The sequence below is a fragment of the Brucella sp. genome (assembly GCF_032066345.1).
Taxonomy (GTDB): Bacteria; Pseudomonadota; Alphaproteobacteria; order Rhizobiales; family Rhizobiaceae; genus Brucella; species Brucella pseudogrignonensis.
Map to the genome: position 1 here is coordinate 102,035 of NZ_DAMBKZ010000014.1, position 13,273 is coordinate 115,307.

A 13,273-nucleotide genomic window follows, 5' to 3' on the forward strand; every position below is an offset into this window, starting at 1 on the left:
GGCAATACACCATTGCTGCAAATGAATCAATATCAGCGCTGCGAAATCGCTATTTCCCGCCAATCCGCCCAAGATGCGTATCCTGAAAACCGGTTCCATACTTCAAGCCAAAGCCAAGCGCGCGATCAACGCCGATATGAACCGCCCAGATGAGCGCAACCGCAAAGCAAAGCGGCCAGCTCATGGCCCAGCCGAGCACCGCCACAAGCACAACGCCAATCCAGCTATGCGCGATGTTATAGACAACAGCGCCGGTACGCGGACCTTTGAGATAGGCAAAGAACGACAGGTCAGGCGCAAGGATGAGAATCGCAAAAAGCCACCAGCTTGCACCGCTCACCCAATATGCACCCAGCGCCAGCAGCGCGAGGGAAAGACTTTCGAGCCGCTGGATCAGGTTCATTTGCGTTTGCCCTCGCGATAGGCTTCCCAAAGACCAGGGCGCCGTTGCTTTGTGATGCGTTCCGCCTCAGCGTGACGCCACTTATCAATCGCACCATGATTGCCGGAGGTGAGAATTTCAGGGATCGAACGGTCTTCCCATACCTGCGGGCGGGTATAATGCGGATGTTCCAGAAGCCCGGTTTCGAAGCTTTCTGTTTCGCCGGATTCCCGATTACCCATCACACCTGGCAGAAGCCGCACAATCGCATCCAGCAGAACGATAGCCGCAGTCTCACCACCCGATAAGATATAATCGCCGATGGAAATCTCTTCGAGCGCACGTCCTTCGATCACCCGTTCATCGACGCCTTCAAAACGGCCACACAGAATAATTGCACCCGGACCGTCAGCAAGCTCGCGCACGCGCTTTTGGGTGAGCGGCGCGCCGCGTGGGCTCATTAGTAGCATCGGACGATCATCAGCCACCGAATCGAGCGCCCGTGCCACCACATCCGGCTTCATCACCATGCCTGCGCCGCCGCCCGATGGCGTGTCATCCACCATGCGATGCTTGCCTTCGGCAAAGTCACGAATCTGCACGGTATCGAGCGACCATGTGTTTTCTGCGAGTGCCTTGCCCGCAAGCGAGACGCCCAAAGGACCAGGAAACATCTCGGGATAAAGCGTCAGCACCGAGGCATGAAAACCCGGCACAACCTTATCCGTATCAGACTGTTCACTCATGGCTTTTTTGGTCGCTTCTGTTCATTCTTCTTATCGTTCTGTGGCTTGCCGCGCTCATTTAACGGATTGTCGTCATCATCCGCGATAAGTCCGGCCGCATAAGGCTCGACCCGAATTGTGCCTGCCTCGAAATCGATCTCAGGAACTGCAGCTTCGGTGAACGGGATCAGCATCGGACGCTTGCCCTTCAGGCTCAGCTCGATCAGGTCGCCACCGCCGAAATCGAAAACAGCACTTACAACCCCGTAAGATTTGCCGTCAGCATCAAGCGCTTCAAGGCCAATCAGATCGGTTTGAAAGAATTCGTCTTCATCGAGCTCGTCATCAGGCAGCTGCGAACGGTCGATGAAAAGCTCGGTACCGTTCAGCGCTTCGGCAGCATTGCGATCATTGATGCCCTTGAAGCGTACAACAATCACATTCTTCGCAGAGCGGGCTTCCAGCACTTCATAAGCCTTGCCCTGCGCATCATAGAGCTGGCCGTAATCAGCAACTGCTAGCGGATCGTCGGTAAATGTCTTGACCCTGACTTCGCCACGTATGCCATGGGCGGCTCCGATAACGGCAAGCTGGATTGGGTTTTCTGGACGCGGCATGAATAATTCCGTGATTAGATACAATTTCTAATCGCTTACCCAATTTCCTGTAAAAACGCCAAGAAAAACGAAAAGCGGCTTCTTTACTGCCCGGCAACCTATCACTGTCAGACTGTAACAACCGCAACTCAAACAGCGAATCCCGACCATGACGAGCAAAGCCGAATTCCTTATCCCTGCCCGCGCCGATCTTGCGGCAGCGCGCGAGGAATGGCTGAAATCGCTCAAAGACATGCGCCGTCTGTCGGAAAACACTGTTGAAGCCTATGAGCGCGATACCCGCCAGTTTCTGCAATTTTTGACCGGTCATCTCGGCGAACCGCCTTCGATCAACGACATCGGCAACCTGCGCGTCGCTGATTTGCGTTCGTATCTGGCCAACCGCCGGAATGACGGTGCCGGTGCTCGCACACTCGGACGCGGACTTGCTGGCATTCGCTCACTGCTGCGGCATCTGGAAAAGCTCGGACTGGTCAATGCCGCAGGCGCGAGTGCCATGCGTGCGCCGCGTCAGCCAAAATCGCTGCCAAAGCCGTTAACGGCAGAAGATGCCCGTCGCGTCGTCGCTGCCGATGGCCAGATGGCGGAGGAGCCATGGATCGCAGCGCGCAATGCTGCCGTTCTCACACTACTTTATGGTTGCGGCCTTCGCATTTCAGAAGCACTCGGCCTTGCAGGCGATGCGTTAAACGACGCATCTGTGCTTTCGATCACAATCACCGGTAAGGGCGGCAAATCCCGCATGGTCCCGCTGCTGCCAGCTGTGCATCGCGCTGTCGCCCAGTATCGCGCGTTGTGCCCATTTGATCTCTCTGCCGACAAACCTTTGTTCAGAGGCGCCAAGGGCGGAGAACTTCACGCTGCCATCATCCAGCGCGAAATGCAGAAATTACGCGCCGGTCTCGGCCTTCCCGACACTGCCACCCCGCACGCACTTCGCCATTCCTTTGCCACGCATCTGCTTGGCCGCGGCGGTGATCTGCGCACCATTCAGGAACTGCTTGGCCATGCGAGCCTCTCGACCACACAGGTCTATACCGGCGTCGATACGGCTCGGCTGCTTGATGTTTATGACAAAGCGCATCCTCGCGCTTAATCAGGGGTGCCATCCGACGCTAACCATCCTATATTCGGCCTATGAAAAAGCTGTTCTTCCTTTTTGCCTGTGCCCTCATCGTCAGTTCAGCCAATGCGCGTGCGCAAAGCACTGACGCTGCCTGCTCCCCGCATGGGGTCAATCTGATTGATGGTCTGGACAAAAAGGACCCCAAGCTCTGGTCCGAGCTTCAGGCAGAAGCGGCAGAAATGCCTAATCATAAGGGTATCTTCTGGAAAATCGAGAAAGACGGCCTCGAACCGTCTTATCTGTTCGGGACCATCCATCTAAGCGATCCGCGCGTAATGGCCCTGCCCGACGCTGTGACCAAAGCCTATGACGACGCCGACAAGATCGTGGTCGAAGCAACCGACATTGTCGATCAGAAAGCCTTTCTGCGGGTTAAAGTTGAACAGCCTGATCTGATCCAGTTCACCGACGGCTCAACGTTGCAATCGCATCTGCCCAAGGATCGCCTTGAAGAGATCGACAAAAAGCTGGAAGCGCGCGGCATCATTCTGGGTGCCGTCGGCAAGATGAAGCCGTGGATCATCACCAGCCTGTTGGCCCTGCCCAAATGTGAACGACAAAGAAAGCTGGAAGGGGCGGACTTCCTCGACGGCTATCTGATTACGGAAGCGCAGGATCAAGGCCGAACCGTCATCGGTCTTGAAAGTGCAGTTGAGCAGCTTGAGGCGATGAACCGGCTTCCGCTTGATTTCCATATCCGCAACCTGATTTCCGCCGCCCAATATGGCGACAATATCGAAGACGCCATGGAAACCACGATTGCACTCTATCTTCAGGGTGAAATCGGCATGATCATGCCCGCATTGCGGAAAATCGTGCCCGACAGTCTGTCCAAGGAAGACTACGATCTTTTCCAGAAAGTCTTGCTCACAGACCGCAACCACATCATGGCGCAACGCGTGGCCCCCGTCCTTGCCACTGGTGACGCCTTTATCGCCGTCGGTGCCCTGCATCTGCCCGGAGAGGAAGGACTGGTAGAACTGCTGCGTGCGCAGGGCTATAGGCTCACAGCAATGTAAGCGCATGCCCAGAAGTGGAACCATCCCGGCCTGCTCGCGTTAGACTTCCCAATGGTTGCAACCAACTGGAGGAGAGCAAATGGTTGACCCACTCGATCCACGCAACGATCCACTAAACAATCCGCGTCACGCTGATCCAATGGCCGACCCGGTTGCCAGACCGCCACAACCCAGAGGCAGCAGCGGTATTTTGCTTGCGGTCATCCTGATCGCTGCAATTCTGATCCTCGGCTATTTCTTCTATAGAGGCGGCGGCTCCACAGACACGGCTGCACCGCCACCACCGCCAGCAGCACAGGGCGAAACAACAACGCCACCAGCAGCACCGCCTGCAACACCACCGGCACAGAACTAACCCTATGAAAAAGGCCCGCTTTCGCGGGCCTTTCTGCATCCGGATAAACCCGGAAATTACGTGTGACCGACGATTACATGTGAATTGGCTTGGCAAAGGTTGCCAAGGCAGATTCGCGAACCGCTTCCGACATGGTTGGATGCGCGTGGCAGGTGCGTGCAAGATCTTCGGAAGAACCACCGAATTCCATCAGTACGGTCAGTTCATGGATCATTTCACCGGCATTGTAGCCGAGGATATGAGCGCCCAGAACGCGATCCGTTGCCTTGTCGGCGAGGATCTTCACAAAGCCATCCGTGTGCAGCATGGCGCGTGCGCGACCGTTTGCAGTGAACGGGAACTTGCCGATCTTGTATTCAATGCCAGCGGCTTTCAGCTCTTCTTCGGTCTTGCCGACGGAGGCTACTTCCGGCTGCGTGTAAACAACGCTTGGAATAACGTCGAAGTTTACGTGTCCTGCCTGACCAGCGATGATTTCAGCAACGGCAATGCCTTCATCTTCGGCCTTGTGTGCGAGCATCGGGCCCTGAACCACGTCACCGATGGCATAGATGCCTTCGACATTGGTGCGCCAGTGACCATCGATTGCAACGCGACCGCGATCATCGACATTCACGCCAGCTTCCTGCAGACCAAGACCATCCGTGTATGGACGACGACCCGTCGAAATCAAAACCGCATCGGCATCAATGGTTTCAGCATCGCCACCCTTGACCGGCTCAAAAGTCACTTTCGCGCCCTTTCCAGCCTTTTCAACACCAGTAACCTTTGCGCTCAGTTTGAAGGCAATGCCCTGCTTTTCGAGAAGACGCTGGAACTGCTTGGATACTTCGCCGTCCATCGCACCCAGAACCTTGTCGAGATACTCAACAACGGTCACTTTCGCGCCAAGACGTGCCCAGACGGAACCAAGCTCCAGACCGATCACACCACCGCCAACAACAACCAGATGACCCGGCACCTTGTCGAAAGCAATCGCACCGGTTGACGACACGATGACCTTCTCGTCGATGTCGACCTTAACGCCTGGAATACCCGCAACGTCAGAACCAGTTGCGATGATGATGTTCTTACCTTCGATTTCCTGAACGCTACCGTCTTCGGCAGTCACGGAAACCTTGCCCTTGGCGACGATCTTGCCGGTGCCGATGTAAGGCGTGATCTTGTTCTTCTTGAACAGGAACTCAACGCCAGACGTGTTCGACTTAACGGTCGCGTCCTTATGAGCCAGCATCTTTTCGAGATTGAGCTTTGGCTTGCTGATTTCAACGCCCAGCGTATCGAACGAATGACCGGCTTCTGCAAACACTTCAGACGCATGAAGCAGCGCCTTGGAAGGAATGCAGCCAACATTGAGACAGGTGCCGCCAAAGGTCTTGCGCTTTTCGACTACGGCCACTGAAAGGCCAAGCTGTGCGGCCTTGATTGCGGCTACATAACCGCCGGGGCCGGTACCAATGACAACCACATCATAAGACATTGAACTATCCTTCTTCAGTCTGATCCAGAATGACCAGCAATGGCCATTAAACTTTCATAAGATCGGCGATCCGATCATTCTTCTTCAGGCGAGCACGACTTGAAACGGAAGCTTTCAAATTGAAGCGCCTTTTCTGGTTTCGCTGCGCCAAAATCATATCCGTCAAGCGCTGTCGCCAGATCGGGAAACAGGATTGCCTGCGCGGCCGGCTCATCGGCCTTTGGCAGCACATCCGCTTCCGCGCCTTCCTTCAGCGCATAGACAACGCTCTGCCAGAGGCTGCAATCATCGAGGTCTTCCGGTTCGGTGCCACCATTCTTGCAGTTATAGGTAATGAGCGCATAGGGGCGTGCAACCCCTTCTTCCGGCCAAATGACGAGACCTGAGAGTTTGAACTCCGGCTTGTCATCAGCGGTAATCGTGAATTCATTGGTCGGTGCCGGGGTCATCTTGAGCGCATTGGACTGCACGGCATGGAAAGTCAGCGTGTATGCATCGCCCTGATCGCGATAGACTGCACGGTTCTGCGTACAGGCGGCCTGAACGGCGCTTGAGAAAACCGTCACGGCAAGGGCTGATGCCGCCACCACTTTGAAGAGCTTCTTAACGTCATGCATCTGTCGGTTCTCCTCGTATTCCCGGCAGTGATTACTGCGCTTTCGCTCTGTTACTGTGCTTTTGCAATGGCAAGTTTCAGACCAAGCGCGATGAAAACCACACCACTTGTTCTGTCGATCCATTTGGAGGCGCGCGAGAAAACCGCGCGCATCTTTGGCGTCGTCATAAAAAGGCTGACACCGATAAACCATGAAATCAATGCCGTGGCCATTACCACGCCATAGCCAAGCTTCACTTCAGTCGGAGTATGAAGGCTCACAACCGTCGAGAAAATCGAAAGGAAGAAGAATACGGCCTTGGGGTTAAGCGCATTGGCGGCAAAGCCCAGACTGAAAGCCTTGAGAGCGCTCTGCTTGCGCTGCTGGTCCTGTGCGCTCATATCGATATCGATCTTCGTCGTACCAGCACGCAGTGCCTTGATGCCGATATAGACCAGATAGGCCACACCGCACCATTTCACGATATTGAAGAGATAGATCGACTGGGAAATGATCAGCCCAAGACCAAGCACCGTATAGGTGACATGCATCATGAAGGCTGCACCAATACCAAAACTGGTAATGATTGCCTCGCGACGCCCCTGCATCAGTGACTGGCGGATAACCATGGCGAGATCAGCGCCCGGCGAAACGATGGCAAAGACGAAGATCGCCATCAGGGATGCAAGTTCAAACAGATAGGGATGCATCACTTTTCCTCGCCCCGCATCTCAGGGATGCAGGCAACCGTCAAAAAACCAGATTGAAAAACATGAGTGCAAGCCCGGCCAGCGAACCGATCCAGACGAGCGAGCGGATATAAGGAATACCCGCCAGATAAAGCGGCACATAGATGATGCGGCAGGCAAACCAGACCCAAGCACCATAAAGTCCGAAACCTGCTGCATCGCCCTTGAACACAAGTGCAAGCGCAAGTGCTATAAATGCAGGGTAGGTCTCGCGGAAATTGGCGGAAGCACGTTCCGCGCGACCAGCCAGATGGCCGGAGGGCTTACGCCCTTCATCACGCGGACCCGCATTCCATTGGGAGCCGAGTTCCTTCGTCGCCGTCCAGCCCTGCAGGAGGATATGAACCACCAGCAGAACCACACTCCAGCCGATCAGCGGGAGAAAAGGCGACGCGGAAAAGATACCCGGCTCCATAGCTCTATTCCTTACAGGTCAAGAACCAGACGCTCTGGATCTTCCAGGCTTTCCTTGACGCGAACGAGGAAGGTCACTGCTTCCTTGCCGTCAACAATGCGGTGATCATAGCTGAGAGCCAGATACATCATCGGACGGATGACGATCTGACCGCCGACGACAACCGGACGATCCTGGATCTTGTGCATGCCGAGAATACCCGACTGCGGCGAGTTGAGGATCGGCGAAGACATCAGCGAGCCGTACACACCACCATTGGTGATGGTGAAGGTGCCGCCCTGCATATCAGCCATCGAGAGCGAACCGTCGCGTGCAGCTTTTGCAAGACGACCCAGTTCCTTTTCAACGCCAGCGATCGAACGCTGATCGGCATCGCGGATGACAGGAACAACAAGGCCCTTGTCGGTGCCGACAGCCATGCCGACGTGAGCAAAGTTCTTGTAGATGATGTCAGTGCCGTCGATCTCGGCGTTAACAGCCGGGATTTCCTTCAGCGCATGGGTCACGGCCTTCGTGAAGAAGCCCATGAAGCCGAGCTTGACGCCATGCTTCTTCTCGAAGATGTCCTTGTAACGCGAACGCAGTTCCATCACCGCAGACATGTCGACTTCGTTGTAAGTCGTCAGCATCGCAGCGGTATTCTGGGCGTCCTTGAGGCGCTTGGCAATGGTCTGGCGCAGACGGGTCATCTTCACGCGTTCTTCGCGTGGTGCATCGTCAGCCGACGAAGCAGGACGTGCAGCGGCAGCAGGAGCCTGAGCGGCTGGAGCAGCCGAAACACCCTTAGCAATTGCGTCGAGAACGTCACCCTTGAGAACCTGACCGCGCTTGCCCGAACCTTCAACCTGATCAGCGGAAAGGCCGTTTTCAGAAAGAAGCTTGGAGGCAGCAGGCGCAGGCTGCATTGCCGGACCCGACGATGTCGACGCAACAGGAGCTGCCGCAGCCGGAGCAGCAGCTGCCGCTGGCTTGGCTTCTTCCTTCTTGGGAGCAGGTGCAGCACCTGCGCCAGAAATCTGGCCAAGCAGTGCGTTCACTTCAACCGTGTCGCCTTCCTGTGCCACGATTTCGGCCAGTACGCCCGCAGCCGCAGCTGGAACTTCCACTGTTACCTTGTCGGTTTCCAGTTCCACCAGAGGTTCATCGACAGCGATAGCATCGCCGACCTTCTTGAACCACTTTCCGATGGTTGCCTCAGTAACGGACTCCCCAAGCGTGGGAACGCGAATTTCGGTAGCCATGGTTTCTTCTTCCGTTGATCTTCGATCTTTAGATTTGATTTCAATTCAAGCCGGAAGCAGCTTTTCCAAACCGCTCCCTGCCGAAAATTAAATTAGTTTCCCAGCGCATCCTCGAGGAAAGCCTCGAGCTGTGCAAGGTGCTTCGACATCAGGCCGGTTGCAGGCGATGCCGCAGCCGGACGACCGGTGTAGCGAACGCGCTGATGCTTGGCGTCGATATGAGCGAGAACCCATTCGAGATACGGATCGATGAACGACCACGCACCCATGTTCTTCGGCTCTTCCTGACACCAGACGATTTCCGCATGACGGAAGCGCGAGAGCTCGTTGATGAGCGCCTTGGCAGGGAACGGATAAAGCTGTTCCACGCGCAGCAGGTAGACATCGTCGATGCCACGCTTTTCGCGCTCTTCGTAAAGATCGTAATAGACCTTACCCGAGCACAGAACGACGCGGCGGATCTTGGCATCCTTCTGAAGCTTGATACCATCGCCCTTGTTGTACTGTGCGTCATCCCAAAGCAGACGGTGGAACGATGAATCGCCCGACAGTTCGTTGAGGCTCGAAACAGCACGCTTGTGGCGCAGCAGCGACTTCGGCGTCATCATGATGAGCGGCTTACGGAAGTCACGCTTCATCTGACGGCGCAGAATGTGGAAGTAGTTAGCCGGCGTCGTAACGTTCGCGACCTGCATGTTGTCTTCCGCACACATCTGCAACCAGCGTTCCAGACGAGCCGAGGAATGTTCAGGACCCTGACCTTCAAAGCCATGCGGCAGAAGGCAGACAAGACCCGACATACGCAGCCACTTGCGTTCACCAGATGAGATGAACTGATCGAAGACGACTTGAGCACCGTTGGCGAAGTCACCGAACTGGGCTTCCCAGAGAACCAGAGCGCGTGGATCGGACAGCGAATAACCGTATTCGTAGCCAAGTACCGCTTCTTCCGAAAGCATCGAGTTGATGGCTTCGTAGATCGCCTGACCCTTCTGAATGTTGTTCAGCGGGATATAGCGGTTCTGGGTTTCCTGATCATAGAGAACCGTGTGACGCTGCGAGAAGGTGCCGCGCTCCACGTCCTGACCGGACAGACGGATCGGGCTACCTTCGGAAACCAGCGAACCGAATGCCAGCGATTCAGCCGTTGCCCAATCGAGGCCTTCACCGGTTTCGATCATCTTGGCGCGGTTGTCGAGGAAGCGCTGAATGGTGCGATGAACATTGAAGTCCTTTGGCACTTCAACGAGCTTCTTGCCGATTTCTTTCAGCGTCTTGATCGGAACACCGGTTTTGCCACGGCGCTGTTCGTCGGCATTGTCTGCCGTGCGCAGGCCAGCCCAGGCACCGTCCAGCCAGTCAGCCTTGTTCGGCTTGTAGCTCTGACCAGCTTCAAATTCCTGTTCAAGCTTTTCGCGCCATTCAGCCTTCATCTTGTCGATGTCAGCCTGAGCGAGAAGACCTTCAGCAATCAGCTTGTCGCTGTAAAGCTGAACAGTTGTCTTGTGCGCGCGGATTTCCTTATACATCAACGGCTGGGTGAATGAAGGCTCATCACCTTCATTGTGGCCGAAGCGGCGGTAGCAGAACATGTCGATGACCACCGGCTTATGGAAGGTCATGCGGAATTCCATCGCAACCTTGGCTGCGAAGACAACAGCTTCCGGATCGTCACCATTGACGTGGAAAACAGGCGCTTCAACCATCTTTGCCACATCCGATGGATAAGGCGAAGAACGCGAGAAGGCCGGATTGGTGGTGAAGCCGATCTGGTTGTTGATGATGAAGTGCAGAGTACCGCCAACGCGGTGGCCTTTCAGACCCGAAAGACCGAGACACTCGGCAACAACACCCTGACCTGCGAAAGCGGCATCGCCGTGCAGAAGCAGCGGCAGAACCTTGGCGCGTTCCGTCAGCGGCACCATATCGTCGCGGGTACGGCCAACAAGCAGGTCCTGCTTGGCGCGTGCCTTGCCCATGACAACCGGGTTGACGATTTCAAGATGCGACGGGTTTGCAGTCAGCGAAAGGTGAACCTTGTTGCCATCGAACTCGCGGTCCGACGATGCACCAAGATGGTACTTCACGTCGCCCGAACCTTCCACATCGTCAGGCGCATAGGAGCCGCCCTTGAACTCGTGGAAGATTGCGCGATGCGGCTTGCCCATAACCTGGGAAAGCACGTTCAGACGACCACGGTGCGCCATGCCAAGCACGACTTCCTTGAGGCCCATCTGACCGCCGCGCTTGACGATCTGCTCCAGCGCAGGGATCAGCGATTCACCGCCATCAAGACCGAAACGCTTGGTGCCCTTGTACTTCACGTCGATGAACTGTTCGAAACCTTCAGCTTCGATCAGCTTCGACAGAATGGCCTTCTTGCCTTCAGCAGTGAAAGCATAGCCTTTGTCCGGACCTTCGATGCGTTCCTGAATCCAAGCCTTTTCGACCGGATCAGAGATGTGCATGAATTCTACGCCGATATTGCCGCAATAGGTGCGCTTGAGAATTTCAAGCATCTGCGGAACAGTCGCATATTCAAGACCGAGAACGTTATCGATGAAGATCTTGCGATCGTAATCGGCAGGCGTGAAGCCATAGGTTGCCGGATCAAGTTCGCTAAAGTCGTTTGGCTTTTCAGCAAGGCCAAGCGGATCGAGATTGGCATGAAGATGGCCACGCATACGGAATGCGCGGATCATCATGATGGCGCGAACGCTGTCGCGTGCAGCCTGTGCAATCTCTTCCGAAGTCAGTGCGGCAGCAGAAGCGGACTTGGCATCACCTTTTGCAGACTTGCCCTTGAGCTTGTCGGTCACATGCTTTTCGACTTCGGCCCAATTGCCGTCGAGTGCCGAGATCAACTCGCCATTTGCCTGAATTGGCCAGTTCTTGCGAGTCCAGCTTGCGCCCTGTGCGTTCTTACGCACATCGTCGGCATTGTCTTTCAGCTGTGCGAAGAAATCGCGCCATTCCTGATCAACCGAAGTGGGATCATCCTCGTACTTGGCATACAGCTCCTCGATATAGTCGGCATTGCCGCCATAGAGGAAAGAGGTAAGGGCGAAAACGTCGTTGGCTTGTTCTTGCCTTGCCATAACCTAATCCGGAGCCTCCGCTCCGTCTCCTTGTAGTAGCTCATCATGCGCGGGCCGGAAGCTTTTGACCTTCATCCCTCACGCCGCCGGGGAGGAACCACAACAGACCCCGGCATAACTCGATCGCAAATTCAATTCTTGCGGAAGAATGATGGCCAAAGCCTGACATTCCCTTAAACCGGCCGCCCCGGTATTTTTGCGCGCATCTTGTCCGAAAACCGCTTCACACTTTTCGGGATACGCTTGCCCCGGCAGCAGCTTTCGCCACTGCCGGTTCATTTCAATCAGCTACGTAGTCTCAGCCCTTGAGGACTTCAACCAGCGTCTTGCCGAGCTGTGCTGGCGAAGGAGACACGCGAATGCCAGCCGATTCCATGGCTGCAATCTTGTCTTCTGCGCCGCCCTTGCCGCCCGAAATCACGGCGCCGGCATGGCCCATGGTGCGTCCGGCAGGAGCCGTACGGCCAGCAATAAAGCCAACCATTGGCTTCTTGCGACCGCGCTTTGCTTCGTCCTTCAGGAACTGAGCCGCATCTTCTTCAGCCGAACCGCCGATTTCACCGATCATGACGATCGACTTGGTTTCGTCGTCGGCCAGGAACATTTCCAGCACGTCGATGAACTCGGTGCCCTTGACCGGATCGCCGCCGATACCGACAGCAGTGGTCTGGCCGAGGCCTTCGTTCGAAGTCTGGAACACTGCTTCATAGGTAAGTGTACCGGAGCGCGAAACAACACCCACCGAACCCTTCTTGAAGATATTGCCCGGCATGATGCCGATCTTGCATTCTTCAGGGGTCAGGATGCCGGGGCAGTTCGGTCCGAGCAGGCGCGACTTCGAGCGTTCCAGACGCTCCTTGACGCGAACCATGTCCATGACTGGAATGCCTTCGGTGATGCAGACGATGAAGCCGACTTCAGCTTCGATCGCTTCGATGATTGCATCTGCTGCACCTGCTGGTGGAACGTAGATCACCGATGCGTCTGCACCTGTGCGTTCCTTGGCTTCTGCAACAGTTGCGAAGATCGGAAGCTTTTCGCCCTTCTGACCTTCCCAGGTTTCGCCACCCTTTTTCGGGTGAATACCGCCGACCATCTGCGTGCCGTAATAAGCAAGCGCCTGTTCGGTGTGGAAAGTACCGGTCTTGCCGGTCAGGCCCTGTACGAGAACCTTGGTGTCCTTGTTAACGAGAATGGACATGCCTTAGTTTCCCTTCACTGCAGCGACGATTTTCTGTGCCGCATCGTCGAGATCGTCAGCCGAAATAACATTCAGGCCGCTCTCGTTGATGATCTTCTTGCCAAGCTCGACATTGGTGCCTTCAAGACGGACAACCAGAGGAACCTTGAGGCCGACTTCCTTGACCGCAGCGATAACACCTTCAGCGATAACGTCGCACTTCATGATGCCGCCAAAGATGTTGACCAGAATGCCCTGGACAGCCGGATCGGCGGTGATGATCTTGAACG

General features: G+C 55.6%; 13 protein-coding genes and 1 pseudogene. 3 read left to right on the forward strand and 11 right to left on the reverse strand.

Features of this window, described 5'->3' with window-relative positions; translation table 11 throughout:
- Positions 1–49: 49 nt before the first annotated feature.
- The 3 genes from RT142_RS17195 to rimM are packed head-to-tail and all read right to left on the reverse strand — an operon-like array spanning position 50 to position 1,724.
- Positions 50–403, reverse strand: a complete 354-nt coding sequence (locus RT142_RS17195; RefSeq protein WP_007872192.1) for a DUF4260 domain-containing protein — start codon at positions 401–403, stop codon at positions 50–52.
- Positions 400–1,128, reverse strand: a complete 729-nt coding sequence (gene trmD, locus RT142_RS17200; RefSeq protein WP_313030179.1) for a tRNA (guanosine(37)-N1)-methyltransferase TrmD — start codon at positions 1,126–1,128, stop codon at positions 400–402. The genes RT142_RS17195 and trmD overlap by 4 nt, the downstream gene beginning before the upstream one ends.
- The gene (gene rimM, locus RT142_RS17205) at positions 1,125–1,724 is read right to left on the reverse strand and encodes a ribosome maturation factor RimM (RefSeq protein WP_079212422.1); all 600 of its coding nucleotides are present in this window, start codon (positions 1,722–1,724) and stop codon (positions 1,125–1,127) included. The genes trmD and rimM overlap by 4 nt, the downstream gene beginning before the upstream one ends.
- Positions 1,725–1,872: 148 nt before the next feature.
- Here rimM and RT142_RS17210 point away from each other — a divergent pair, with 148 nt between their 5' ends.
- The 3 genes from RT142_RS17210 to RT142_RS17220 all read left to right on the forward strand — a co-directional run bounded on the left by RT142_RS17210 (position 1,873) and on the right by RT142_RS17220 (position 4,224).
- Positions 1,873–2,820, forward strand: a complete 948-nt coding sequence (locus RT142_RS17210; RefSeq protein WP_112807149.1) for a tyrosine recombinase XerC — start codon at positions 1,873–1,875, stop codon at positions 2,818–2,820.
- Between the two features lie 41 nt (positions 2,821–2,861).
- Positions 2,862–3,869, forward strand: coding sequence for a TraB/GumN family protein (locus RT142_RS17215; RefSeq protein WP_112807147.1), 1,008 nt, complete (start codon positions 2,862–2,864; stop codon positions 3,867–3,869).
- 79 nt (positions 3,870–3,948) lie between these two features.
- Positions 3,949–4,224 (forward strand): hypothetical protein, encoded by a 276-nt coding sequence (locus RT142_RS17220; protein ID WP_007872205.1) that lies wholly within the window; start codon positions 3,949–3,951, stop codon positions 4,222–4,224.
- A gap of 73 nt (positions 4,225–4,297) precedes the next feature.
- On the opposite strand, the gene lpdA is transcribed toward RT142_RS17220, so the two are convergent.
- The 8 genes and pseudogenes from lpdA to sucC form a co-directional block, all read right to left on the reverse strand.
- Positions 4,298–5,704 carry a dihydrolipoyl dehydrogenase gene (gene lpdA, locus RT142_RS17225; RefSeq protein WP_313030183.1) on the reverse strand — a complete coding sequence of 469 codons (1,407 nt, stop codon included), beginning with the start codon at positions 5,702–5,704 and terminating at the stop codon, positions 4,298–4,300.
- Between the two features lie 74 nt (positions 5,705–5,778).
- Positions 5,779–6,321 carry a hypothetical protein gene (locus RT142_RS17230; protein WP_007872210.1) on the reverse strand — a complete coding sequence of 181 codons (543 nt, stop codon included), beginning with the start codon at positions 6,319–6,321 and terminating at the stop codon, positions 5,779–5,781.
- A 50-nt stretch (positions 6,322–6,371) separates the two neighbouring features.
- On the reverse strand, positions 6,372–7,010 hold the full coding sequence (locus RT142_RS17235; protein WP_007872212.1) for a LysE family translocator: 639 nt from the start codon (positions 7,008–7,010) through the stop codon (positions 6,372–6,374).
- 40 nt (positions 7,011–7,050) lie between these two features.
- Positions 7,051–7,464, reverse strand: coding sequence for an MAPEG family protein (locus tag RT142_RS17240; protein WP_007872214.1), 414 nt, complete (start codon positions 7,462–7,464; stop codon positions 7,051–7,053).
- 11 nt (positions 7,465–7,475) lie between these two features.
- Positions 7,476–8,705 (reverse strand): 2-oxoglutarate dehydrogenase complex dihydrolipoyllysine-residue succinyltransferase, encoded by a 1,230-nt coding sequence (odhB, locus tag RT142_RS17245; protein ID WP_105519022.1) that lies wholly within the window; start codon positions 8,703–8,705, stop codon positions 7,476–7,478.
- Positions 8,706–8,797: 92 nt separating this feature from the next.
- On the reverse strand, positions 8,798–11,803 hold the full coding sequence (locus RT142_RS17250) for a 2-oxoglutarate dehydrogenase E1 component (protein ID WP_007872218.1): 3,006 nt from the start codon (positions 11,801–11,803) through the stop codon (positions 8,798–8,800).
- 298 nt (positions 11,804–12,101) lie between these two features.
- A complete protein-coding gene (gene sucD / locus RT142_RS17255; RefSeq protein ID WP_064322186.1) occupies positions 12,102–13,004 on the reverse strand; it encodes a succinate--CoA ligase subunit alpha in 903 nt (300 codons plus the stop codon).
- A gap of 3 nt (positions 13,005–13,007) precedes the next feature.
- A pseudogene (gene sucC, locus RT142_RS17260) lies at positions 13,008–13,273 on the reverse strand (succinate--CoA ligase subunit beta); the annotation flags it as partial.

What these genes read in the sequence shown, in the direction of transcription:
- RT142_RS17195 (WP_007872192.1), bottom strand. Translation starts at nt 403, where the DNA reads ATGAACCTGATCCAGCGGCTCGAAAGTCTTTCCCTCGCGCTGCTGGCG.
- trmD (WP_313030179.1), bottom strand. Translation starts at nt 1,128, where the DNA reads ATGAGTGAACAGTCTGATACGGATAAGGTTGTGCCGGGTTTTCATGCC.
- rimM (WP_079212422.1), bottom strand. Translation starts at nt 1,724, where the DNA reads ATGCCGCGTCCAGAAAACCCAATCCAGCTTGCCGTTATCGGAGCCGCC.
- RT142_RS17210 (WP_112807149.1), top strand. Translation starts at nt 1,873, where the DNA reads ATGACGAGCAAAGCCGAATTCCTTATCCCTGCCCGCGCCGATCTTGCG.
- RT142_RS17215 (WP_112807147.1), top strand. Translation starts at nt 2,862, where the DNA reads ATGAAAAAGCTGTTCTTCCTTTTTGCCTGTGCCCTCATCGTCAGTTCA.
- RT142_RS17220 (WP_007872205.1), top strand. Translation starts at nt 3,949, where the DNA reads ATGGTTGACCCACTCGATCCACGCAACGATCCACTAAACAATCCGCGT.
- lpdA (WP_313030183.1), bottom strand. Translation starts at nt 5,704, where the DNA reads ATGTCTTATGATGTGGTTGTCATTGGTACCGGCCCCGGCGGTTATGTA.
- RT142_RS17230 (WP_007872210.1), bottom strand. Translation starts at nt 6,321, where the DNA reads ATGCATGACGTTAAGAAGCTCTTCAAAGTGGTGGCGGCATCAGCCCTT.
- RT142_RS17235 (WP_007872212.1), bottom strand. Translation starts at nt 7,010, where the DNA reads ATGCATCCCTATCTGTTTGAACTTGCATCCCTGATGGCGATCTTCGTC.
- RT142_RS17240 (WP_007872214.1), bottom strand. Translation starts at nt 7,464, where the DNA reads ATGGAGCCGGGTATCTTTTCCGCGTCGCCTTTTCTCCCGCTGATCGGC.
- odhB (WP_105519022.1), bottom strand. Translation starts at nt 8,705, where the DNA reads ATGGCTACCGAAATTCGCGTTCCCACGCTTGGGGAGTCCGTTACTGAG.
- RT142_RS17250 (WP_007872218.1), bottom strand. Translation starts at nt 11,803, where the DNA reads ATGGCAAGGCAAGAACAAGCCAACGACGTTTTCGCCCTTACCTCTTTC.
- sucD (WP_064322186.1), bottom strand. Translation starts at nt 13,004, where the DNA reads ATGTCCATTCTCGTTAACAAGGACACCAAGGTTCTCGTACAGGGCCTG.